Origin of the sequence: Staphylococcus argensis, assembly GCF_002902305.1 — a bacterium.
In the GTDB taxonomy this organism is placed as follows: domain Bacteria; phylum Bacillota; class Bacilli; order Staphylococcales; family Staphylococcaceae; genus Staphylococcus; species Staphylococcus argensis.
In genome coordinates this window covers 763,373-787,806 of record NZ_PPPX01000001.1, presented here as the reverse complement: position 1 = coordinate 787,806, position 24,434 = coordinate 763,373, and the positions used below count along the sequence as shown (strand labels likewise).

Annotated in this window: 24 protein-coding genes; 5 read left to right on the top strand and 19 right to left on the bottom strand. The window is 37.3% G+C overall.

The features are described from left to right. Position 1 precedes the first annotated feature (1 nt). Together thrC and CD039_RS03835 are read right to left on the bottom strand one after the other, a co-directional pair. Entirely contained in the window at positions 2–1,063 is a 1,062-nt protein-coding gene (gene thrC / locus CD039_RS03840; protein WP_103371193.1) for a threonine synthase, read from the bottom strand. Positions 1,064–1,068: 5 nt separating this feature from the next. Beyond that, positions 1,069–2,349 (bottom strand): homoserine dehydrogenase, encoded by a 1,281-nt coding sequence (locus CD039_RS03835; protein ID WP_103371192.1) that lies wholly within the window; start codon positions 2,347–2,349, stop codon positions 1,069–1,071. Between the two features lie 184 nt (positions 2,350–2,533). Here CD039_RS03835 and CD039_RS03830 point away from each other — a divergent pair, with 184 nt between their 5' ends. Further along, the gene (locus tag CD039_RS03830) at positions 2,534–3,892 is read left to right on the top strand and encodes an aspartate kinase (protein ID WP_103371191.1); all 1,359 of its coding nucleotides are present in this window, start codon (positions 2,534–2,536) and stop codon (positions 3,890–3,892) included. Positions 3,893–3,982: 90 nt separating this feature from the next. Here CD039_RS03830 and CD039_RS03825 read toward each other — a convergent pair whose 3' ends face one another. Both CD039_RS03825 and CD039_RS03820 read right to left on the bottom strand, forming a co-directional pair. Then, positions 3,983–4,576 carry a hypothetical protein gene (locus CD039_RS03825; protein ID WP_103371190.1) on the bottom strand — a complete coding sequence of 198 codons (594 nt, stop codon included), beginning with the start codon at positions 4,574–4,576 and terminating at the stop codon, positions 3,983–3,985. Positions 4,577–4,693: 117 nt separating this feature from the next. Next, on the bottom strand, positions 4,694–5,149 hold the full coding sequence (locus CD039_RS03820) for a sugar phosphate isomerase family (RefSeq protein WP_103371189.1): 456 nt from the start codon (positions 5,147–5,149) through the stop codon (positions 4,694–4,696). 286 nt (positions 5,150–5,435) lie between these two features. Here CD039_RS03820 and CD039_RS03815 point away from each other — a divergent pair, with 286 nt between their 5' ends. Next, a complete protein-coding gene (locus CD039_RS03815) occupies positions 5,436–6,296 on the top strand; it encodes an NERD domain-containing protein (protein ID WP_103371188.1) in 861 nt (286 codons plus the stop codon). A 93-nt stretch (positions 6,297–6,389) separates the two neighbouring features. On the opposite strand, the gene nucI is transcribed toward CD039_RS03815, so the two are convergent. After that, positions 6,390–6,917, bottom strand: coding sequence for a thermonuclease NucI (gene nucI / locus CD039_RS03810; RefSeq protein WP_103371187.1), 528 nt, complete (start codon positions 6,915–6,917; stop codon positions 6,390–6,392). A 148-nt stretch (positions 6,918–7,065) separates the two neighbouring features. Here nucI and CD039_RS03805 point away from each other — a divergent pair, with 148 nt between their 5' ends. Both CD039_RS03805 and CD039_RS03800 read left to right on the top strand, forming a co-directional pair. Further along, positions 7,066–7,269: a hypothetical protein gene (locus tag CD039_RS03805; RefSeq protein WP_103371186.1), complete on the top strand. Its 204-nt coding sequence runs from the start codon at positions 7,066–7,068 to the stop codon at positions 7,267–7,269. A gap of 285 nt (positions 7,270–7,554) precedes the next feature. Further along, the gene (locus tag CD039_RS03800) at positions 7,555–7,920 is read left to right on the top strand and encodes a hypothetical protein (protein ID WP_103371185.1); all 366 of its coding nucleotides are present in this window, start codon (positions 7,555–7,557) and stop codon (positions 7,918–7,920) included. Between the two features lie 183 nt (positions 7,921–8,103). Here the strand turns inward: CD039_RS03800 and CD039_RS03795 are convergent, their stop codons facing one another. From CD039_RS03795 to hflX, 6 genes are all read right to left on the bottom strand, one after another. Continuing rightward, on the bottom strand, positions 8,104–8,340 hold the full coding sequence (locus tag CD039_RS03795; protein ID WP_103371184.1) for a hypothetical protein: 237 nt from the start codon (positions 8,338–8,340) through the stop codon (positions 8,104–8,106). A 143-nt stretch (positions 8,341–8,483) separates the two neighbouring features. Next, positions 8,484–8,714, bottom strand: coding sequence for a hypothetical protein (locus CD039_RS03790; RefSeq protein ID WP_103371183.1), 231 nt, complete (start codon positions 8,712–8,714; stop codon positions 8,484–8,486). Positions 8,715–8,964: 250 nt separating this feature from the next. Continuing rightward, complete coding sequence (gene glnA / locus CD039_RS03785) at positions 8,965–10,305, bottom strand: type I glutamate--ammonia ligase (RefSeq protein ID WP_103371182.1); 1,341 nt, start codon at positions 10,303–10,305, stop codon at positions 8,965–8,967. 21 nt (positions 10,306–10,326) lie between these two features. Next, the gene (locus CD039_RS03780) at positions 10,327–10,695 is read right to left on the bottom strand and encodes a MerR family transcriptional regulator (RefSeq protein WP_167386224.1); all 369 of its coding nucleotides are present in this window, start codon (positions 10,693–10,695) and stop codon (positions 10,327–10,329) included. Positions 10,696–11,083: 388 nt separating this feature from the next. Then, positions 11,084–12,322, bottom strand: coding sequence for a methionine gamma-lyase family protein (locus tag CD039_RS03775; protein ID WP_103371181.1), 1,239 nt, complete (start codon positions 12,320–12,322; stop codon positions 11,084–11,086). Between the two features lie 19 nt (positions 12,323–12,341). Continuing rightward, positions 12,342–13,577, bottom strand: coding sequence for a GTPase HflX (hflX, locus tag CD039_RS03770; protein WP_103371180.1), 1,236 nt, complete (start codon positions 13,575–13,577; stop codon positions 12,342–12,344). Positions 13,578–13,777: 200 nt separating this feature from the next. On the opposite strand from hflX, the gene CD039_RS03765 reads away from it, so the two are divergent. Continuing rightward, on the top strand, positions 13,778–14,251 hold the full coding sequence (locus CD039_RS03765) for a glutathione peroxidase (protein ID WP_103371179.1): 474 nt from the start codon (positions 13,778–13,780) through the stop codon (positions 14,249–14,251). Positions 14,252–14,563: 312 nt separating this feature from the next. Here CD039_RS03765 and hfq read toward each other — a convergent pair whose 3' ends face one another. The 8 genes from hfq to mutL all read right to left on the bottom strand — a co-directional run bounded on the left by hfq (position 14,564) and on the right by mutL (position 24,431). Next, the gene (gene hfq / locus CD039_RS03760; protein WP_002472457.1) at positions 14,564–14,779 is read right to left on the bottom strand and encodes an RNA chaperone Hfq; all 216 of its coding nucleotides are present in this window, start codon (positions 14,777–14,779) and stop codon (positions 14,564–14,566) included. Further along, positions 14,766–15,728, bottom strand: a complete 963-nt coding sequence (miaA, locus tag CD039_RS03755; RefSeq protein WP_103371178.1) for a tRNA (adenosine(37)-N6)-dimethylallyltransferase MiaA — start codon at positions 15,726–15,728, stop codon at positions 14,766–14,768. Before miaA ends, hfq begins: the two co-directional genes overlap by 14 nt. A 14-nt stretch (positions 15,729–15,742) precedes the next feature. After that, on the bottom strand, positions 15,743–16,666 hold the full coding sequence (locus tag CD039_RS03750; RefSeq protein WP_103371177.1) for an alpha/beta hydrolase: 924 nt from the start codon (positions 16,664–16,666) through the stop codon (positions 15,743–15,745). A 314-nt stretch (positions 16,667–16,980) separates the two neighbouring features. After that, the gene (locus tag CD039_RS03745) at positions 16,981–18,654 is read right to left on the bottom strand and encodes a glycerol-3-phosphate dehydrogenase/oxidase (protein ID WP_103371176.1); all 1,674 of its coding nucleotides are present in this window, start codon (positions 18,652–18,654) and stop codon (positions 16,981–16,983) included. 148 nt (positions 18,655–18,802) lie between these two features. Continuing rightward, positions 18,803–20,302: a glycerol kinase GlpK gene (gene glpK / locus CD039_RS03740; RefSeq protein ID WP_103371175.1), complete on the bottom strand. Its 1,500-nt coding sequence runs from the start codon at positions 20,300–20,302 to the stop codon at positions 18,803–18,805. A 277-nt stretch (positions 20,303–20,579) separates the two neighbouring features. After that, positions 20,580–21,398, bottom strand: coding sequence for an MIP/aquaporin family protein (locus CD039_RS03735; protein WP_103371174.1), 819 nt, complete (start codon positions 21,396–21,398; stop codon positions 20,580–20,582). 192 nt (positions 21,399–21,590) lie between these two features. Beyond that, positions 21,591–22,124, bottom strand: coding sequence for a glycerol-3-phosphate responsive antiterminator (locus tag CD039_RS03730; protein WP_103371173.1), 534 nt, complete (start codon positions 22,122–22,124; stop codon positions 21,591–21,593). 342 nt (positions 22,125–22,466) lie between these two features. After that, a complete protein-coding gene (gene mutL / locus CD039_RS03725; protein ID WP_103371172.1) occupies positions 22,467–24,431 on the bottom strand; it encodes a DNA mismatch repair endonuclease MutL in 1,965 nt (654 codons plus the stop codon). Positions 24,432–24,434 lie beyond the last annotated feature (3 nt).

The following is a 24,434-nucleotide window of genomic DNA, read 5'->3' as shown; positions in this document are numbered from 1 at the left end:
ATCACAAGACCCCTTTAATATAATTTATGATGCTTTCGCGATTATTAGGTAAAGGTTGAATTGGATTATCCAAGAGTGAGATAGCAGTATCAGGATCTTTCAGCCCATTACCAGTCAATACTGCGACAATGGTTTGCCCTTCAGCTAACTTCCCTGCGCGGTGTAATTTGATGAGACCTGCGATAGATGCGTTACTTGCAGGTTCACTAAATATTCCTTCTTTACTTGTCATCATTTGGTAGGCTTCCAGTATTTCCTCATCTGTAACGCTATCGATAAGTCCTTGTGATTCTTCTAGTGCTTGAGTTGCTTTGCTCCAACTAGCAGGGTTACCTATACGAATCGCAGTAGCTACCGTTTCTGGTTGTTTAACCACCTCATTACGCACAATTGGCGCTGCTCCTTCAGCTTGGAAACCATAGAGTGTTGGTAGTTTAGTTTGATTACGATCATGATACTCTTTAAAGCCTTTCCAGTACGCAGAAATATTGCCTGCATTACCTACAGGGATCGCTAAGATATCAGGAGCTTGTCCTTCTAGTTGTTCGATTACTTCAAACGCACCTGTTTTTTGACCTTCTAGACGGTATGGATTTACTGAATTGACGAGTTCAATCTCTCCATCTTTAGCTATTTCTTGCACAATTTCTAGTGCTTCATCAAAGTTACCTTCAATAGAGACGATTTCTGCACCATACATTACTGCTTGAGAAAGTTTACCTAATGCAATCTTCCCTTCTGGGATAACGACGATTGCTTTCAATCCTGCGCGAGCTGCATAGGCCGCCGCTGATGCAGAAGTATTGCCTGTAGAGGCACAGATAACTACCTTTTTACCTGCTTCTTTCGCTTTCGTCATTGCCATGCACATGCCGCGGTCTTTGAAAGAACCTGTAGGATTCGCACCTTCGTATTTAATGTAAAGATTGATGTTGAGTTCTTTCGACAGTTGTTCACAATAGATTAAAGGTGTATGCCCCTCGTTTAAAGTCACGATAGGCGTATTATCACTTACTGGTAAAAAGTCTTTAAATTCATTTACTAATCCTTGCCATTTGTCCATAATTATTAAACTCCTTCTACTGGATAGATTTTTTCAATCTCATATCCTTTAGTTGATAAAATGTTCCCAGGTGCCTCATCTATACCTACAACAAGCGCTGCTACAGTTTGCTCATCTCTATTAACTAACTTTAAAGACTTGTGAAATGGTAAATCTTGTTTAAGAGACTTTTCTAACTGTTCGACATCTTGATTCGCATTCTGTAGGACGATGTAGAAACTTTCTTTCTCCTTGAGTGTTACAGGAGCATCGCTTTCAATCATCTCTTTCGTTTCTTCTGTCTTCAGTTCAAAGTGAGGTGGTAGTGTGTGTAACTTAGATTCAAATAGTAGTGCTACGTTAAGTAGATCACTCACTACCGCACTACCTGTCGCTAAACTACCTGCGCCTTTACCATAGAACATTGTTTCACCTACTGCATCCCCAATGACGTAAATTGCATTGTACTCATCTTCAACTGCAGCAAGCTGATGTGTATTGTGTATTAAAGTAGGTTCAACAGAGCTTGTTACTTTCCCGTTAGCGTAAGTGCCCTTACCTATAAGTTTGATCTTAAAATCAAATGCTTCAGCTGCTTGAATATCACCAATTGAGACATCGCTAATGCCTCTGCAAGTCACATCTTTAAGGTTTATGACCTGATTAAATGATAGATAAGATGTAATAACAACTTTGCGTGCTGCGTCAATACCTTCAACATCGTCAGTTGGATCACTTTCGGCAAATCCTAATTCTTGAGCTTCTGTTAAAGCTTCGTCAAATGGAGCTCTATCTCTCGTCATCTTGCTCAGAATAAAGTTAGATGTTCCGTTAAAGATTCCCATAAACTTACTAATATTATTCGCATTTAAACCATTATTAATTGCATTCACGATCGGTATGCCACCTGCTACACTCGCTTCAAATTTTAATGCGACACCTTGTTGTTCTGCTAAATCCTCTAGCTCTTTTAAATGAATAGCGAGTAAATCTTTATTAGCAGTGATCACGTGCTTACCATTTTGAATGAGTTGCTTTAACCAATCGACTGTCGGACTCACATTTCCCATTACCTCGATAACAATATCAATCGTGTCATCTTCAATGATATCTTCAATATTGTCTGTTAATTCATACCGTGCAGTACTGATTGGTCTAGATTTATTAACGTCTCTGACTAGAATTTTTTTAATATTTAAGTCCTTATTCATCGTATCTTTAATTTGCTGATGGTTCTCCTCTATAATTTTTACAACACCTGAACCCACAGTGCCTAGTCCTAGAATCGCTAAATTCAATTCTTTCATACTATGTAACCTCCCATGTTTTTTTATAAAATACAATTGTCCTATTGAGAAATACTATAATATGGTATAGTATAAATTCATCTTGAATTTTTGTAAAGTTCTAAATTTTTAACTCATTTTGCCGTTTCATTAAAAGAATGAACAGTAGAGTTAAATTTCAGAATATTAGAAAGGTTGTCATACTATGAAGGTAGTTAAATTTGGCGGTAGTTCTGTTGCAAACGCGCAACAAATTAACAAAGTGCTTGATATTTTCAACTCAGATAAAGAGCGACGCATTATGATCGTCTCTGCTCCAGGCAAGCGACATCCTGAGGATACGAAAACTACTGATCTCATTTTACAATTGTATGAAAAAGTGATTGAACCATCCGACTATCAGCAACAATTTGAGCGAGTCATAGAACGGTACGCAGATATTATTAATCATTTAAAAATGAAAACAAGCTTACTTGAGGACTTCACTCGCACTTTACATCAATATATACAAGAGTTTAAACAACACCATCCTCGCTTGTTAGATGCTCTGTTATCGTGCGGTGAAGATTTCAATGCTCAACTCATCGCAGCTTATAATACAAGTTGTGGCGTACCGACACGTTATATTTCACCTATGGAAGCGGGTATTCGAGTTACTGATCAACCGCATAATGCTCAAATATTAGAAACAGCTTATGCTCAGTTATTTAAATTAAGAGATTATGAAGAAAAATTAATTATTCCAGGATTCTTTGGTATTTCTGAACAAAATCACATCGTCACATTCCCTAGAGGAGTTTCAGATATTACAGGTGCTATAGTGGCACGCGGTGTTGAAGCCGACCTCTATGAAAATTTCACTGACGTATCTGGTATATATCGTGCGAATCCTGCGGTGGTTCACGCGCCTGAAATTATAGACGAAATTACTTATGGAGAAATGCGTGAGCTTTCATATGCAGGTTTCAGTGTATTTCACGATGAAGCGCTTCAACCCTTATATAAACATCGTATTCCTGTCGTTATTAAAAATACGAACTGCCCCGAAGATCCGGGTACACGCATCGTCCATGACCGCGATATTGATACTCGCACAGTAGTGAGCGGTATCAGTTGTGACAAACATTTTACTGTGTTACACATCAAGAAATATTTAATGAATAGGCAAGTGGGTTTTGCTAGAAAGATACTAGGTATACTTGAAGATTATGATATTTCATTCGATCACATGCCCTCTGGTATTGATAGTGTCAGCATCATTATGAGAAGTGATCAAATCAAACATTGTGAGAATGAAGTGCTCACTACTATTAGAAATCAGTGTGATGTAGATGAATTAAGCATCGATCATGATTTAGCTATATTGATGGTGGTCGGTGAAGGTATGCATCGCATTGTAGGCACAGCAAATCAAATTACGACAGCTTTAGCACAAGCCAATATTAATTTAAAAATGATCAACCAAGGTGCTTCGGAACTTTCTATGATGTTTGGGCTCGATCTAGAGGATTCTGATAAAGCAGTACAGGTGATCTATGACCAAGTATATGTGCATGAAATCTGAAGTAATATAGTTGTTGCGATGTTCACTCTTAAAATAAAACGTCAGAAAAATTCACCTTCGCTAACGGTTTACAACTGTTAACGAAGGTGTCTACATCGCATTTTTTTCAGATATTAACGCCTGGTGAATCCTTTCATCTCCAACAACAACTCTTAAGAGCACAAATTGATAATAACTTAAGGCATCGATCACTTTCTTATAATTGGGTAACTGATGGTAATCGATTGGATCAAGAAGCTCATACATAAGGACAATTTCAGGCTTGATATAATCGACATCCCAAGTTATGGAATGGAAGTAGATATATTTTTCAGGAAAGCGTATATTATGATCGAGGCGGAATAACCATTCCTCATTAATTGTGTCATAGACGAGCACAGTAAGAATCATCTCATCGTTTAAGAATACATTAGCATGTGTGATGGTGTTAAACGTCGTATCGCGAAGACTCGTACTCACCTTTGTATCATCATGAAATTCAATGACATATTGATTCGGTATGTATTTAATCACTTCAGTAAAATACTTACGGTTCACACTAATATCTACTTTATCTGCTATGTTAAAACTGTCATTTAGAAATAGTTGCTTGGCAACTTCACCATTAAATTTAAACAGCTCTTTGCATTGCTTAAGCAAGGTACTGACGAGTGGTTTAGCGTTACTTGATTCTTTATTCGACAAATCTTCACCTCCAAAGAAAGCGTTTCCATAAACTCTATTATAAACCACATCGCAACTGAATAGCAATCACTCTGATATTACAAAACTATAACTTTCTTTGGATAATTATTAACATGCTTATTTATTTAATTTAGTAATATAACTATAGTTGTCTATTAAGGAAATTAAGTTAGGAAAATTAACGAGTACGGTTTCACGAGACTGTTTAATTAATTGTTGCTGAAGAGAAGCTATATCGCTATCTGATTGGTATAAAGCATCTTTATATAGATAAGGGACATTGCAAAAATAATAATCGATTAAATAATGTTGAAATGTATCGCTAACTTCAAAACCTACTAAACTATGTTTAGCTCGTTCTACTCTTGCATTGGAAAAAATAATGTTGTGATTAGTGTATTTAACAGTATGACTGATAATGTCAGTTGAGAATGTAATTACAGAAATCTTTTTATTTTGTTGCTCTAAATGATCAATAATAGCTATACTGAGTGGATGATCATCGAATGCAATTACCGAACTATTTGATATCATCTTTGTAAGTTGGTCTATGTTTCTTTCACCTATAATCACAGTTGAGCACCTCGTTATTTTTAATATAAGTAGTGAATGGTTACAATACTAACAAATTGATGTCAGTCTTACATGTTAAATTGATCAGGCTTAAGTTTATTTTTAAGTTCAATTGATACTGATTGAATGAAAATATTTTCTTTTAGATATTTATGATATGATATAATTTAACCAATTCAATATGAAATTATTTAGAAGATGGGGTAATGTATTCTACCTATCAATTCGTTTAAACATACTCCGCAAACGAATACATAAACTATATTAGAAAAGTAGGATGGTAATTATGTTTGTAATTTATATTCTTATCATTGTAATTATATTTCTTATCGTGGCACATATTATTAACCACCGTGCTATGCAAAGTAAACTTGATTCTGAGCGTTATGCGAAAGATCAAGTTATTCGTAAGATGAGTACAATCAAACAAGAGAATACGCAGTTAAAAAATCAAACCCTCAATATTGATGCGAATAAAGATACGTATCATCACGGTATACGCAAAGCACGACAAGATTTGCACGAAATTCTAGCTAAATATCAAGATCAAGGACAAATTGAGTATTACGAAATTTTACCAACTAGTAATTTAGCCGTTAAGCATCCATTATTTGAATATGCGCGTACCTTTGATTATATCGTTATTACGGATAAAGGTATTTTTAATATCGATGTGAAGAACTGGAAACAAAAAACGTTTTACCACTTCACTGTTGATCCTAACAAAGAGCATATAGACGCGCCTACGTCTACTGACGATGTCGTCGGCCATTATATTGCAAGTGAATTTCACAGCCAGTTTCAGTCTACAAGACCTACAACTTATACGTTTATTGAGCGTATTAAAAACAATTCAATCGTCTATGACTTCTACCAACATGATCCGTTTGAACGCGCAGCTATGAATGTCAAAGTGATTGGAGAGAGAATTGAACAGAAACTCAATCAATTTATACCGTGTATTGGCTTAGTTTACTTTACAGATGGTAGCGTCAATATCATCGATGGACCGGCTACGCGAGAACAATATGCGGATACCGTATCTTCTAAAAGTTCTTTACGAGAAATGATTGGTGAAACCATCTCTAAAAATGAAAATTCACTATCTCAAGAACAGTTCACTCGTCTCGTTGAAAAATTAAATTAATGCAAATATTGAACACCTACATTAAGCCCTTATATCCTGCATATCACGGTATAAGGGCTTATAATTATAGCATCATTTACCTGCTCTATTAATTTAACTCCAAATATTACGATGTTCTTTCTTAGCTTGTTGCTCAGCACGCTTAAAGACATCACGATACTTTCCATTAGGTGCAAAGTACTTCTCTCTTGCTAAGCCTTTCTCAACTAACTCTTTATTGAACATCGTATGTTGATCTAACCACACATATGCAAGCGTGCGGCCATAGCGATCTTCTCGCTCTTTATCATATTCAAGATATACATCCTGCTGATTTAAATGCTTTTTACTATAGTTTGAAGCTTCCTTCCCATAAGGTTGTACTGGCGTGTTAGGTTTCACTGTTTCAGGCGTATCCATCCCTATCAAGCGCACTTTCAGCTTTTTATGATGGGCATCGCGAGCCACAAAGGTATCTCCATCGACAACGCGCTCTACATATACTTTCTCCGTATTCTCAGGAGCTTCACTATCGGAACCACTTTGTTTAAAAGGCCCTGTGTGGTTAATGTATTGAAACGCCAAAACACCTATGACTACTATAGCTACAATAATGATAGTAAGACTTTTCTTCGATCTCATTAAGTCACCTTCTTAAAATGATATACCGCTTTATCTTAATGAATCTCATAGGCTACGTCAATATTGAGAAAGTTAAAAAGTCAGGGTGTTGAACATTTAGTTATTCATTATCTGCATGCTATAATAATTGATGATTGGAGTGAACATTGTGAGCATAGGTAAAGAAAATTTAATTACGTTAGTCGCAGTGATTGTGGCTATTATTATTGGAGTCATTCTACAAGTATCTTTCGATTTACCAATGATTGTTTCTGCTGTAATCGCAATTTTCCTTGGTATTTTCGTTGGCTTTATCGTTCAAATCATTTCTCTTATTGTATCTAAACGAAATAAAAAGAAACATAATAATTAAATAGTTAAAAGAGTAAGAGAAGCTCAAATGCATCTCTTACTCTTTTTTTAATTTAGCAATTTCTTAAGTTATATGTAATAAAAGCTTTATTGGTCACATAGTCTTCATTCTTTCGTCAATTTTGTGAACATTATTCTGTTATCTTACCCCATTCAAATAGTTTATGCTTTACTCTTTAATATCGCCTTTGTATAATAAATTTAATCTATAAATTAAATATAGTTATCCTCGTAACAATAACCATCTGAATACATCAAAGATTTTCATCGAAAGGAGTATCCCCTATTGAATGACAAGAAACATCCTCAACTCAATACCGAGTACTATCCTGCACTTTATAGTGCACCTACTCATCAACTACAAGCCTCAATCGATAGAATGGTAACTAAAGACGAATTTAAGCAATATGAAAAAACAAACAACGCGCAATTTGCTGCTATCGACCAACGTTTTGAAGAAATAGATAGAAGATTTGAAGAAGCGGATAAAAGATTTGAACGCCTCGAAAATAAAATTGAAGCATTGCCTCAACAAATTGGCGTATTGATAGACGCTAAAATTCATGAGCATGAGGCCAAAGAACTTAAATGGATTATAGGTTTATCAGTCGGCGTTGTATGTACTTTCTTTAAATCAATAGGCTTATTTTAATATTATTTTTTGCGTAAAATCATTTAGAATATCAACTTCTTTATAGCAATCTACACATTTTTTCTAATTCAATTTTTAAGTAATACTCAACTCTATTTATCCTGTGAATATTTATGTTACAAAAATAACAAAGTAGGATAGCATTCAACTTACAATGCCATCCTACTTCTTAAAGAATTCAAACTATAATTTCATTTCAATTCGTTTGTCTAAATTGAATGCATTAATTTCAATGTTAGCAACATCGCTTGTTTGAATTATTTTCTCATTATGTGTTTGAACTTCACTTTGATTACCAAATAACTTTTGAAGTTCCTCTTTTAATTCAATTTCTTGTTCAGGTACTTTATATTCACTTTCATATTTAAATGAACCAATGTGGTTATCGTCTTTATTAAATAAGTGGATATCGTATTCCATAAGAGTTCCTCCTTTATTTGAATTCACTCAATGCATACCCAAGTTGAATTGTTTTTAAAAGTAAGAACAATAATTTTTATATTTAATCAAAAAAGGAACCTTGTAATACTGGCTTACAAGGCTCTCAAACAAACTATTAATTATTATTTTTCATCTAAAGCTTCCATTACTAAATCAACCGCTTCATTTGCTTTAGATTCAGCTTCACGAACGCTATCAGCGCCTACACTTTTATTAACACCATCACGATAAGCGACTGCGTAATAATCGTAATCTAAGTCCTTGGAGTCATCGGCATTAATCAAATCAATTTTATACTCTTTACCGTGATTTAAGATATAGAATGATTTTTCAATACTTGCTCTTGCGTACATAATAGATAACCTCCTTTGTTTACTAGGTACAGTATAACGAATATTGCCATTTAATTCATTTCTGAAATAAATACATTTCAGTAATTTGTAATATTTTTCTTAGTAGTCAATCTATCTGTTGGCTTGCAGTTTAAAAATAATACTTTAATTAACACAAACTGAATTCGGTTTTCTATTCAATTTATGACTCATAACATAAATATCCCCTCAAGACGATAAGTCTCAAGGGGACGTCCCATTTGTCTAGCACCTAGTATTGCTTCATGTATTGTTCTCTTTCCCATTCAGAAACTTGTGTACGGTAATAATCCCATTCAATTGATTTACTGTTCATAAATTGACTGTAGATATGATCACCCATAGCTTCTTTGATAGAATCGTTTTCTTTCATCGCTTTTAATGCAGTGTAAAGAGTTGATGGAAGATCTTGAACACCAATCTCTTCACGTTCTTCACGATTCATTTCATAGATGTTTTGGTTAACTGGTTCTGGTACTTGAAGTTTATTTTTAATACCGTCTAGACCTGCTTGTAAGATCGCAGCTAATGCCATGTAAGGGTTAGCAGCAGGGTCTACTGAACGTACCTCAACACGTGTTGACATACCGCGAGATGTCGGGATACGGATAAGTGGTGAACGGTTCTTACCTGACCAAGCAATGTAGCATGGTGCTTCGTAACCAGGCACTAAACGTTTGTAAGAGTTAACGAGCGGGTTACATACAGCTGTAAATCCACGGGCGTTCTTCAAGATACCTGCTGTGAAGTGGAACGCATCGTCAGTAAGCTGCATGTCGCCTTGTTCATCATAGAATGCATTCTCTTTACCTTTAAATAAAGAGATATTAAAGTGCATACCACTACCGTTGACACCGAATAATGGTTTAGGCATAAATGTCGCATGAAGATTATGTTTACGTGCAATTGTCTTAACAACTAATTTGAACGTTTGAATATTGTCACATGCCGTTACAGCGTCAGCATATTTAAAGTCAATTTCGTGTTGACCCGGTGCAACTTCATGGTGACTTGCTTCGATATCGAAGCCCATGTCCTCTAATTCAAGCACGATGTCACGACGGCAGTTCTCACCTAAGTCTGTAGGTGCAAGGTCGAAGTAACCACCATCATCATTTAATTCTAGCGTTGGTTCGCCTTTCTCATCTAACTTGAATAAGAAGAACTCTGGTTCAGGTCCCAAGTTTAAGTCTGTGAAACCTAAATCTTCCATTTCTTTAAGTACACCCTTCAAGTTTGCACGTGGATCTCCTTCGAATGGTTGACCATCTGTTTTGTAAACATCACAGATGAGACGTGCGACTTTACCTTGACCAGCTGTCCATGGGAAGATTACCCATGTATCTAAGTCTGGATATAGGTACATATCTGATTCTTCGATACGTACAAATCCTTCGATAGAAGAACCATCGAACATCATTTCATTGTCTAATACTTTTTCTAATTGACTGACTGGTACTTCTACGTTTTTAATTGTTCCTAGAATATCAGTAAATTGTAAACGTAGATAGCGAACATTTTCTTCCTTAGCAAATTTACGAATATCGTCTTTACTAAATGAACGTTTTGGCATGAATCTTATCCTCCAGTATAGTTAATTGATAAAGCGTGATAAATCACCACGGTTTATCGGTATTGATTCCCTCTGCGGTTTCTGAGTAGCTTCAACTATCATGTGTTTGCGTTTCTGTTGTTCATCACTTGAAAGATGATCTTGTTTGTCATTCATGATTTGTTTAATCCCTTTCATATTAAAACCTTTTTCAATCAATGTCTTAATTTTAAGTAAAATTTCCAAATCATTCAGTGAGAACAATCGTTTATTGCATTGAGTTCGTTCAGGCTTAACAAGTTCATGTGTTTCGTAATAACGAATTTGTCTGGGTGACAATTCGCTGAGTTTACTCACAACACTCATAGAGAACACGGCCATGTTACGCCTTAACGCGTCGTTTGACTTCAAGTACCTCACCTCTATTTTGAACTTGTCTTAAATTTACCACATAACTTTTAAAAACACAAAAATATGTAAGGTTTCCTTACATAAATCGTAGAAATCGCATCATGACAGCTTATTATCCAACTTCCCTCCTCTACTTTTTTCAAACACTCAACTGTTAAAAGTTATAAAATTGACAATTAAACAAAAATTAATTTCGGAAAGAGGCACATTAAGTTGTAGTATAGCTGTTCAAATCTCATCAAATATTCGTATCGTATCGTAAAAAAGCCAAGATTCAACTTAGCATAAGCGTTCATCAACGTTATCACCGTTCACGACGATTTTTAATCGCTCATCGTGTAATAACATCTTCACTTAATACTATGGTTAAATCTTGGCTTATCTTCAATTAAATTAAATGATTTTCTAGGAGTTGATTCGCTGCATGAATCACTGCGAATTTGACGTGCTCATAAGTCAATCCACCTTGAACATAAGCTTCATAAGGTGGTCGAATAGGCCCATCAGCTGACAATTCAATAGAAGAGCCTTGCACAAATGTACCTGCAGCCATAATCACATCATCCTCATAACCTGGCATATAAGCAGGCTCAGGGCTGAAATGTGCATTAATGGGCGATGCATGTTGGATACTTTGACAAAATTGAATCATTTGTTCTGCTGTTTGAAATTGTACTGTTTGAATTAAATCCGTTCTAGGTACATCAAATTTAGGTGACGTCTTCATATCCAATTTTTCTAACAATAGACTCGTGAACAGTGCGCCTTTCAAACTTTGACTTACCACATGGGGTGCTAAGAAGAAGCCTTGGTACATTTCGTGTAATGATGAAAGTGATGCACCCGCTTCTTTGCCGATGCCAGGTGCCGTTAATCTATAACCACAACGTTGAATAAGATCTTCATTTCCAACAATATAACCACCAATTTTGGCTAAACCGCCACCTGGATTTTTAATTAATGAACCGGCCATCAAATCTGCACCTACATGTGTAGGTTCGAGTTCTTCAACAAATTCACCGTAACAGTTGTCAACGAACACAATTATATTAGAATCAATAGCTTTAATGTGTTGAATTGCTGTTTGAATTTGAGTGACATTCAATGAAGGACGTTGATCGTATCCTTTCGATCTTTGAATTGCCACTACTTTCGTACGTGATGAAATGGCTTGTCCAACACTCTCGAGGTCGATCTCACCTTGCTTTAAATCGACTTTCTGATAGTGTACGCCTTGCTCAAGTAAACTGCCGATACCATTACCATTGATACCGATGACTTCAAGCAATGTATCATAAGGATCACCCGTTATATAGAGTAATTCGTCGCCATGTTGTAAATTAGCTTGAAGTGCTAGCGTTATCGCATGCGTTCCTGAAATGATTTGAGGACGTACTAATGCGTCTTCCGTTCCGAAAGTTTCACTATAAATCGCTTCTAAGTGGTCTCGTCCAAAGTCGTCATAGCCGTATCCTGTCGTGCCGACTAAATCACTCTCAGTAACTTTCACTTTATGAAACGCGTCAAGCACTCTGGCCTGATTACGGTATGCGATTTCTTCAATTTGACGAAAGTAAGGTTGCAACGTTTCTTCCGTCTCATGTACTTGTTGCATTAAATCAGTCATTGTCATCTGCTTCCTTTATTTAATCTTTGGCATAACCTTTAATATCGTATTGATTTGTATCTTCATTAAAGATTAACTCTGTCACTAACGTATGCTGTTTCAAATAGTATAAGCGTTTCGCATCGCTACTATCGACGTGTTCTTCGTAGTAATCTAACGTCTCTTGAATTTGTTCATATAACAATTCTTTTACTTTTTCAACATCCCCTTCATCTCTAGCTGAAACGAAGACGGATGGTTCAGCCGCACTTGGGATTGCTTGGTTGCATAAATCTTTTTTATTAAAAATAATTGCTTGCGGAATCCCTTCCATATCAAGATCGTTCAAAATGCGATTAACTGTATCGAATTGAGTTCGATATTCTTTATGACTGCTGTCGACAACATGTAGTAGCAAGTCCGCACCCTTGGCTTCTTCAAGCGTGGATTTAAATGCAGCAATGAGTGTTGTCGGCAACTTCTGAATAAAACCGACCGTATCTGAAATAATCATATTGAAACCATCGTTAATTTGTAATTGTCTTGTCTTAGGATCTAACGTAGCGAAAAGTTTATCCTTCTCATAAGTTTCTGCATCCGTTAACGCATTAAACCAAGAGGATTTCCCTGCGTTCGTATAACCTACAAGAGCTACTTGATAAACTTTATTCTGTTCACGTTGGTTACGATAGCGTTCTCTATGATCCACGACCGTTTGAAGTTGGTGTTTGATTTCGTTCATTCTCGTACGAATGTGACGTCGGTCCATCTCTAATTTAGTTTCACCTGGACCACGTGTACCGATACCGCCACCAAGTCGAGATAAACTACGTCCATGCCCTTGTAGACGCGGTAAGAGATAATCAAGTTGTGCGAGTTCAACTTGTAACTTACCTTCCTTACTACGCGCACGCAACGCAAAGATTTCAAGTATGAGCTGAGTACGATCAATAATTTTAATATTGAGATTCCCATTTAACGTCTTAGACTGTGCAGTCGTAAGCTCGTCGTTCGTCACTGCGACATCTACATCGTTATGTTCTACATAGGCTTTAATCTCATCTAATTTACCTTTACCTACGTAATATTTATGATCAATATTTTCCCTATTTTGTGTAAAAGACATTTCTACGTCCAATTGACACGTCTTTGAAAGGGCATTGAGTTCATGCATTGTAGAGTCAAAATCAAATTGTTTCTCTGAATTCTCGTTCACGCCGATAAGAATCGCTCTTTCTTTCGGCTTAGCAGTAGTTTTAGTGTGACTGCGACTCAATTCATACACCTCTTTCAACAGTTTTCCTAGTCATTTTATCATAGGACTAACTTGAAAACTATTAGAGGAATTATAAAAAAGACCCTTCACCATATTTATAAATAAGCCTTAAGAATCAACTCATCCCGAATTATGATGTATGATAAGAACTATAGCGACAGATGAATATACACAATATTAATTAGAGGTGCATTTAATAAATGAGTATTTATGATATTGAAGTTGAAAAAGTAAATGGAGAAACATATCAATTGGAAGAATATCGTGGACAAGTCATATTAATTGTGAACACGGCGAGTGAATGTGGCTTCACTCCACAATTTGAAGGTTTACAGAAACTGTATGAACAATATCAATCTCAAGGTTTCGTCGTGCTCGGTTTCCCGTGTAACCAATTCGGTGGTCAAGAACCTGGCAATGGTGAAGAGGCACGTCAGAACTGTCAGATTAATTACGGGGTCACGTTCCCAATGCACGAGAAGATCGATGTTAAAGGGTCTGAACAGCATCCTCTCTTTCACTTTTTAACAGAGGCGCAAGACGGATTCTTTAACGAAAAGATTAAGTGGAATTTCACTAAATTTCTAGTAGATCGAGAAGGACACGTCGTTAAGCGCTTCGGGCCTCAAAGAAACCCATCACAAATTGAAAGTTATATTGAATCACTCTTATAAAGGCTGATTCACACCAATTAGCCAACCCTTTTCTCAGGGCATTAACCGATCAATTTTTCACGTTAGAAAGTAGATTGTAGATGAGATACATTACCTTATCTAGTCTGTTTTCTGATGCGCTTAATACCATTCAATACGCTCTACTATCTCAATAGGTTCTGAAGTAGAGATGTTGTTACTCAAATACAATAAACTCACTTCCATAACTGTATACAAGTCAAAAGGAGTAGTACAGCGTAACCACTCGGTCTCTGTACTACTCCTTATTTCATAATTTCATGATTAGTCTCTTATATTCTCATTGTTCTACGCTTACTCTTCAGTGCCTTCGTCAACAGTGAATGTACTAATGGCATGTTTGTAAATTAAATGATGCTTATTTTGTGAATACAAACTTACCGTTTCTTCATCATAGTCTTCGATAATCCCTTTCATTTGGAAGCCATTTACGAAGAAGACTACAATTTCAGTTTTGTCGGCTTTAAATTGCCCTAGGAATTGGTCTTGGATGCGATTAGTTGCTGTCATGATTCTTACTCCTTTGATTTATTAGGGCTGAAACCTCATTAACCATCGAGTTGAGTGATGTTTTCTCTCTATCATACCAAATTACATTGAGTTTATTCTTAAACCAAGTCATTTGACGCTTGGCATAACGCCTAGAATTCTGTTTCAGTGTTTCAACTGCTTCCTCTAGCTTAACATCTTCTTTCACTACCGGCACTATCTCTTTATAACCTATAGCTTGCATACTTTGACATGTTTCATATCCTTGTTGGACGAGTTCATTCACTTCATTCAATAATCCATGAGTCAACATTATATCGACGCGCTTATTTATTCTGTCGTATAAGATGTCGCGCGACATTTCCATCCCTACTAATAATGTATCATAATTTTCACTCATGTGTTGCATTTTCTTGCGTGAACTTAAAAGTTTTTTCGTCTTTAAAAAATATTCTATGGCTCGGTTCACACGTTTTCGATTATTGGGGTGAATTGCCTCAGCAGATTGCGGATCGAACGACTTTAAATAATCATGTAACGTGTCATTCGATTTCTTATTCAACTCTTCCATTCGCGCTTTAACTTGAGCTTCACGCTCTGGCGAAATATCTTCTTGATCAAATTGATAATTATAGATGAGCGATTGAATGTATAAACCTGTACCGCCTACGATGATAGGTATTTTACCTCGACTGGTAATATCTGCAATGTAGTGTTCTGCTCTTTTCTTAAAATCAAAGGCTGAGAAGTTATCATCTGGGTTAAGTATATCAATCATATAGTGAGGAATACCTGCTTGCTCTTCGGGGATCGCTTTCGCTGTACCAATATCCATCCCTTTATAAACTTGCATGGAATCGCCACTGATAATTTCACCATTTACGGCTTGAGCAAGTTGAATACTCAAATCTGTCTTACCTACCGCAGTAGGCCCCACGATAACCACTAATAGAGGTTTTTTGTCCTTCAATCCTATCCCTCACTTTACTTTCTTAAGATTTGCTTTTCTAACCAATTGTATAGATGCTGCCAAACACTTTCATGTCCTTCTTCAAAAAGAATTTCATGACGTTTATGCTTGTACATATGAACCGTCACATGTTCGATTCCAGCTTTTTTGAACCGTTTACCTAGAAAGCGCACACCACGGCCATACTTGTTGACTGGATCTTCTTTACCACCAATCAGTAAAATAGGAAGTGTAACTTTCATTTTCTTTAAGTTTTTAAGTTTAGAAGTTGTGTCAATCGCTTTCATCATTTCATAAATCAGTTGATTGGATACTTCAAAGCCACTATAAGGATCTTGGTTGTATTTTTCAACTTCTTCATGATTTGAAGACAACCAACTATTGTGCGCTTTATCTTCTTTCACACGCTTATTAAAAGATTTATACATCAGTTGATTGAGCCAATGCATCTTACGTCTTTTACCACAGACAATAGTAATTAACTTAAGGAACACACGTTGAAGTTGTACGCTCAAACGGTTGTACTGCGGTGTCCCTGTCAACACGAGACCATCTATATATTTAGGGTGCGATTGAACTAAAATACGTGCAACGAGTGAACCCATTGAATGACCTAATACGATATAAGGTATCTGATCTTGATAACGCGTTTGAAGTGTTTCGATGATTTCAAAGGCATCTTCGGCAGCCCGATTTAAACTCGGAATGTGTCCTCGTTCCTGCTCATCAATATTATAACCGTGACCACGATGGTGATGGCGAATCACATCGTATCCTTGCTGATTTAATGAGGATACGAAATGATCATATCGATGAAAGTGTTCAGCCATGCCGTGCATGATATGTATGACACCAACTGTTTCAATCTTAGCTTTATCTATTTGTACTTCGATGGATTCCCCATCTGATACTCTTAACTGCAAAGATTCTTGTCCCATAATCATCCCCCCATAACATTCAATCTATGATTTGTGGGATTACTGTTAATATACCCTTTGCTTCTAGGGTTATCAACTTTAGCATACATCAATTTCCTAGATATTAAGCAAGTATACTGTTTCGTTAAAAGAATGTTTATTTCTGTGTCTGGAGCGTTTATCCTCCAAACTTTCACTCCAAACTTCAATTTCCCATATCTGCAACTTCGCACTCAAATTCAATACCCTTTTGCTAAATAAAAACCAAAAAATATCCCTAGCACGCTTGGCCAGGGATATACTCAGTTGTTATTCAACTTTGCATAAGACCTATCTTACTCTTTAACAGGCGGTTGATTATTTCCTGTTTGTGCTTCGTCGATCGCTTCGTCTAACTCAGCTTTGAAAGCGTCTTTTTCCGCTGTTGTGTAATCGAGTAAACCGTCCATCACTTCAACGATTTTATCTTTGTAATTTAAGACGTCATCAATCTTGAAGTAGAGTTTACCTGTACGACGAATTAAGAAGTCTGTTGGTTTATAAACCATTTCATTTTGAATAGAGTAGACAAGTTCTGTATAGATATCAAGTGGCAATCCTGTTTCTTGATATTGAGCTGTTTGTGCAATTTCAAATAAGTCTTCAGCATTTGAACCATATTTTGTAGCAAAGTGACGCGCAACTTTTTCATCGATTTGGTAAGCTTTTGCATCTTCTACTTTACGTTCGATAAAGTTTTCGAAGTTATCGCTACCGCCTATGTCACCGCCAGAGATTGGAATGTGTTTTGTCTCACATTTTTTGAATTTCATCTTGTATTCTTGTTTCAAGCGTTTAGAAAGTAAGTCTACAATCTCTTTCGCCATGTGACGGTAACCTGTTAATTTACCTCCAGCGATCGTGAGTAATCCTGATTTACCTTCCCAAACTTCGTCTTTACGTGAAATTTCAGAAGGGTCTTTTCCTTCTTCTAAAATAAGTGGACGTACACCAGCCCAAGAAGATTCGATATCGCTATCAGATACATCGACATCTGGGAACATATAGTTAATAGCATTGATAAGATATTGACGATCCTCTGGTGTTGCGAGAGGTGAAGATTTATCGTTGTCATAGAACGTATCTGTTGTACCCACATATGCTTTACCTTCGCGTGGAATAGCAAAGATCATACGTCCATCATTCTCAGTATCAAAGTATACAGCTTGGCGTAATGGGAAACGTGATTGATCAATAACGATGTGCACACCTTTAGTTAAGCGTAATTGCTTATTGTTACGTGCATAGTCACCACTGCGCACTTCGTCTACCCATGGACCACTTGCATTGATTACTTTTTTAGCGCGAATGTCGTAAGTCTCACCAGTTAACATATCTTGTGCTTGGATACCATTTACTTTTTCATTTGAATCATAAGTGAAGTGAATTGATTTCGTATGGTTGATTACTGTAGCACCTTTTTCTTCAGCGCGTTTCATGACTTCGATTGTGAGACGTGCGTCATCAGTACGGTATTCTACGTATGCACCGCCGCCTTTTAATTTATCTCGTTTGATGAGTGGTTCTCTTTCCACTGTTTCTTTCTTACTTAACATGTTTTTACGTTCTTCTTTTTTAACACCTGCTAAGAAATCGTAAAGTGTTAAACCGATAGATGTACTGAATTTACCTAAAGAACTGCCTTTATGCATAGGTAAAAGCATGCGTTCAGGTGTAGTAACGTGTGGACCGTTCTCATAAACGATTGCACGTTCACGACCTGTTTCAGCTACGACACCGATTTGGAATTGTTTCAAGTAACGTAAACCACCGTGAACGAGTTTCGTTGAACGTGAACTTGTACCTTGTGCAAAGTCTTGCATTTCTACAAGTGCCACTTTCATCCCACGTTGACTCGCATCAAGTGCGATACCTGCACCTGTGATACCGCCACCGATAATCACGACATCATATTCTTCATCTCTTAAACGCGTTTTGACTTGTTCTCTCTTCAATGTTGATAAACTCATAACCTATGCGCCTCCTCATATTTATTAAAAAAAGAGACACGCATCCCAACACAACATATTGCATTGAACGACTCGTGTCTCTCGAAATCTCGACCTCAATATTAACTTACCCTTATTGTAGCACAGTTAATGTTGAGAAGTCTAACTATCAATCTTCGAGTTTGAAGACTTGTGTAGCTTCGACTGCTTTCTTCCAACCTTTATAAAGTTTTGTTCTCTCTTTGTCATCCATTTCAGGTTTGAACTCTTTCTCAAGTTTCCAGCCGTCTGCAATGCTATCTTTGTTATCCCAGAATTTAACAGCTAAACCTGCTAAATAAGCAGCACCTAATGCTGTTGTTTCGCTTACTTCTGGGCGTTCCACTTCAACGTTCAACAAGTCTGCTTGGAATTGCATGATGAAGTTATTTTTAACTGCACCGCCATCGACACGTAAATTGTTAACTTTAATATCAGAGTCTTTCTCCATCGCTTCAAGTACGTCGCGTGTTTGATAACAAAGTGATTCAAGCGTAGCGCGGATAAAGTGTTCTTTCTCCGTACCACGTGTTAAACCGAAGATCGCGCCTCGTGCTTCAGCATCCCAGTATGGTGTACCGAGTCCAACGAAAGCCGGTACCATATAAACGCCTTCAGAAGATTCGACACGTTCTGCATAATTCTCAGATTGTGGCGCTGAATTAATCATACGTAAGCCATCGCGCAACCATTGAATAGCTGAACCGGAAACGAAGATCGAACCTTCAAGCGCGTAGTGTATTTTACCATCTAAACCGTAAGCAATCGTTGTTAATAAACCACTTTCAGATGTCACCGCTTCTTCACCTGTATTCATTAACATGAAGCCGCCTGTACCGTACGTATTCTTCACGTCACCACGTTCAAAGCAAGCTTGGCCGAAGAGAGCCGCTTGTTGGTCACCTGCGATACCCGCGATAGGTACTTCTTGACCGAAGAAGTGATAGTCAATCGTCTTCGCATAAATTTCACTTGACTCTTTCACTTCTGGAAGCATTTGTTTCGGAATATCTAAGATCTCTAATAGCTCATCATCCCACTCGAGATCATGAATGTTATAGATTAACGTACGACTTGCATTGGAGTAATCAGTGATGTGCGCTTGGCCACCAGACAGTTTCCATACAAGCCATGAATCCACTGTACCAAAGAGTAAATCGCCATTCTCAGCTTTCTCGCGAGCACCATCCACTTCATCAAGAATCCATTTAATCTTCGTTCCAGCGAAGTATGGATCGAGTACAAGTCCTGTCTTCTTGTGGAAAGTGTCTTCGTAACCTTGGTCACGAAGCTCTTGGCAAATACCTTGTGTTTGGCGAGATTGCCATACGACAGCATGGTAAATCGGACGTCCTGTATGTTTATCCCAAATCACTGTCGTTTCACGTTGGTTCGTAATACCAATTCCTTTGATTTGATCAGCACCTACATTGCTTTCAGTAAGCACTTCAGCGAGCACAGCGAGTACTGACGTCCAAATTTCGTTGGCGCCGTGTTCAACCCAACCTGATTTCGGGAAGTACTGTTTAAACTCACGTTGTGCTACACCTTTGATCTCTCCATCTTTATCGAAGAGAATCGCTCTTGAACTAGTCGTCCCTTGATCTATAGATAAAATGTATTTGTCCATAATCTTAACTCCTTCAGTTTAGTTTCGCCCTTTTGATGCAATCATTGTTAGAAGTTCTTACTACTTATTGTTCCCGTATTTGTACTGATTAATCAATTTGTCAGCGTACCGGAATTTTACTACAAGTAACCTTAATAACTTCAGCATTAAATTATGCTTTACTTTTAAACTTACAAATTCTTTTGTGCGACATATGCATCAGTCATCTATGATAAAAGTTCTCCACATTATCTCAGATTTCGTTCATTTTACTAAAACAAAATTTGAAAATCATAGCTTAATTAATACTTTCTGCGTCTTGACCTACTTTAGATTTATTCATCATGACACCGATAAGTAAAGTCACAATGACTACTACAATACTGATGATTGAAAAGGCGTCGAAAGCACCTTTAAAGAATAAACGGTAAATCATCGCACCAATCATACCACCAGCAATTGGACCAAGCACAGGCACGATAGCATAACTCCAATTAGAGTCACCTTTACCTGCAATAGGTAGTATCGCATGCGCAATACGAGGACCTAAGTCACGGGCCGGGTTAATCGCATAACCTGTTGGACCGCCTAGACTCACACCAATCGCTAGGATTAAAGCCCCGACGATTAATGGGTTAAGTCCGTCAGCAATCTTGTTCATACCAATGTATAGTAAGCCAAGTGTTAAAGCTGCTGTTCCGATAATTTCACTCATAAAGTTAGCGAAATAGTTCTTAATTGCAGGCGCAGTTGAGAATACACCTAATTTCGCGCCTTTATCTTCAGTCGCTTTCCAATGTGGTAAATACATGAGCCACACTAACATTGCTCCGACAATACCACCGAGCATCTGACAGATAATATAGCCAGGTACTTGTGCCCAGCTAATTGAACCATCCATCGCGAAAGCAATCGACACAGCTGGGTTTAAGTGTGCACCAGAAATATTACCTACTGCATAAGCCCCAAATGATACAGCAAGTCCCCAGCCAACTGCGATGACTATCCAATCTGCACCAAAGCCTGCTGTTCTCTTTAAGTTGACGTTAGCACAAACGCCACCACCGAATAGTGCGAGTATCACTGTCCCTAGAAATTCGGCAAAATAAACACTCATCAAATCCCTCCTGTTGATAAAAAAAGAGAGATTTCTCCATCATAAAGCACTCCCTTAGCCATGCTTTGTCATGCAGAAATCTTCCTATCTCTTCCTAAAATATTAACTTAATTTATATATTACACTTGTCATGTAAGCGTTGTCAACAAAAAGTTGAATTGATTCAGTTGTTATAAATTGAAACGCGAGCAATCACCAGAGTTGACGATTGCTCGTTGTAATGTAATGTGCGCCATTATTCACAGCTTCTGTAACTTCTTCAGGGGTATTGATTAAACCGCCAGCGATCACAGGTGTTTGGGTCTCTTCTTTAATAATCTTAATCGCTTTACCTGCAACTCCTGGCAGCACTTCAACATAGTCGGGCTCAGCTTTCTTAATGAGCTCGATACTTCTCTTTAGTGCTTGTGAATCAAGTATAAAGACGCGTAAGATCGTCGTTGTATTAAGTGATTTCGCTTTCTTTAACACGCGCATTTTAGTAGAGACAATGCCTTTCGGATGATAATGTTGGATGATATATTCGCAGGCATATTCATCGTGACTCATACCTTTAATTAAATCAATATGCATATACGTTTCAACGTGTGCTTTCTTCAATAAATCCATCGTGCTTTTCAAATGGCCGACATGCGTATCTAGTATGACGCACTCTTTATAGTCGGTTTGAATGAGCTTCTCAAGATCTTTCATCGTTCTGACTGCAGGTAAGATGTTTGGTTTCATAAGACATCCCTCTCATCATGTTAAGTATAAATTAAGTTTATTCAACTCTCAGTCAAATTACAAACTATAACTGATATCAGAAATATTGAATATTATTAATGATTTTAAATCAAATAATTGATTATGATTCAAACTTTATTAAAGTTCTTGGTTGATTTAGATATTTTACTAAAACGACCACGCTTGACGTTGAATGCGAGGCGAAAGTTGACTTAGCTTCAAATATAATCCTAATGAACAAACCATTTAACGACTGCTTTCTCAATCGCTAAATGGTTTCGTTAGCTAACGCAGAACTTACTAACCATAAATCGTGTTTAGTGTTCATTTCAAAAACACAACTTAGACGATACGTTTAAACAAGCGCTCCAATTCATAGTTGGAGAAGTTAACGATGATTGGGCGACCATGCGGACAAGTGAAAGGATCTTCCGCTTCACGCAACTGATCGATTAAATCTGCCATCTCGCTATTTTTTAAATAATGATTCGCTTTGATAGACTTTTTACAACTCATCATAATCGCTGCTTCTTCACGAATCTTATTCACGTCCACTTTCTGATGTTCTAGAACATATTCAATCATATCTTTGATAATTTCTTCTGCTTCTTGTTGTGGGAACCAAACTGGATAGCTATTCACAATATAATCGTGGCCGCCGAACGGCTCGAGATGTACGCCGACTTTCTCTAACTCATCTTTGTATTGCTCGATAATCATGACATCGTCTTTAGAGAAATGGAAAGTTAATGGGATGAGCAAATCTTGGACTTCATTCGTAACTTCACCGATTTTATCTCGGAAATACTCGTATTTAATTCTTTCTTGTGCTGCGTGTTGGTCAATCATAAACATTCCATTTTCGTTTTGAGCGATGATATACGTGCCATGTACTTGGCCCACTACTTCGACGTACGGCACCCGTCGACTCGGCGTCTTGCTCACTGTACCTTTGATATTATTTGTATCTTCTTCAGAGTTCTCAAGTGTTGTGTGATCTTCGGAATTTTCAAGATCAGCGAGCACCTCACGTTGTGCCTGAGCATAATCATCGGTTGAGGATGGCTCGCTCACCTGGCTTTCAGTCTCATCGGATGGTGTTTGATATGCAGAGACATCACGGTGTTCAGCTGCTACATTGTTTGAATCAGTATCAGTTGGCGCATCTTCAACTTCAGCACGATCATGAGATGTTGAATCTGAATCTTTATCTTCATGTGACGTCTGTTGTTGACGTTCGAAATCCATCTTTTGTTGTTCAAATTGATGGAGCACTTTATTTTTCTTCTCAAATTTAGACATATCATTTTGCGGAATGAGAATACGATCTTTAAACGCCTCTCTAATCTTTTCCACAATAAGTGAATACAGTTGTTCTTCTTTAGATAACCGTACTTCTAGCTTAGTTGGATGGACATTCACATCTACGAGTATCGGATCCATCTGAATGTTGAGGTAACAGATAGGATAACGACCAATCATCATTAAAGTATGGTAACCTTCAAGAATCGCTTTATTAAGCACGAAATTTTTAATATATCTACCATTGATAAAAATTGAAATGTAGTGCTTATTACTTCTTGAATGTTCAGGTTTTGCGACAAATCCTTCGAGATGGTAATCACTTGTGTCGCCTTCAATCGGTACTAAATCTTTGGCAACTTTCATACCATAAATTTCTGCCATCACTTCATTTGTACGACCTGATCCATTCGTGCTTAGAATTTCTTTTCCATCTGAATAAAGTGAGATACGCACATCAGGATGGCTCATCGCCATTCGATTGACAATATCTGTAATTTTACCTAACTCAGTGTATAAACTTTTAACATACTTTAGACGTGCAGGTGTGTTATAGAACAACGATTTAACCGTGATATCCGTTCCTCGTTTCGCTTTGGCTGGCTTACGTTCCAGAATTCGTCCATTCTCTGCATAAACTTCTAGACCTTCAAGACCATCCGTACACGTGATCAGCTGGACTTTCGCCACAGAAGATATACTGGCGAGTGCCTCTCCTCGAAAGCCTAACGTACGAATATGAAACAAATCGTCATCTGTGTCTAACTTACTCGTTGCATGGCGATGAAAGACTAAATCCACATCATCTGCTTCTATGCCTGTCCCGTTATCAACGACACGAATTGATGAGATACCGGATTGTTCTACCTCAATAGTAATTTCGGTCGCTTGCGCATCAAGTGCATTCTCTAGTAATTCTTTCACGACGGATCCTGGGCGTTCGACGACCTCACCTGCTGCAATCTTATTAGCTAATGAGGTTTGCAATTCTTTAATTTGTCCCATGCT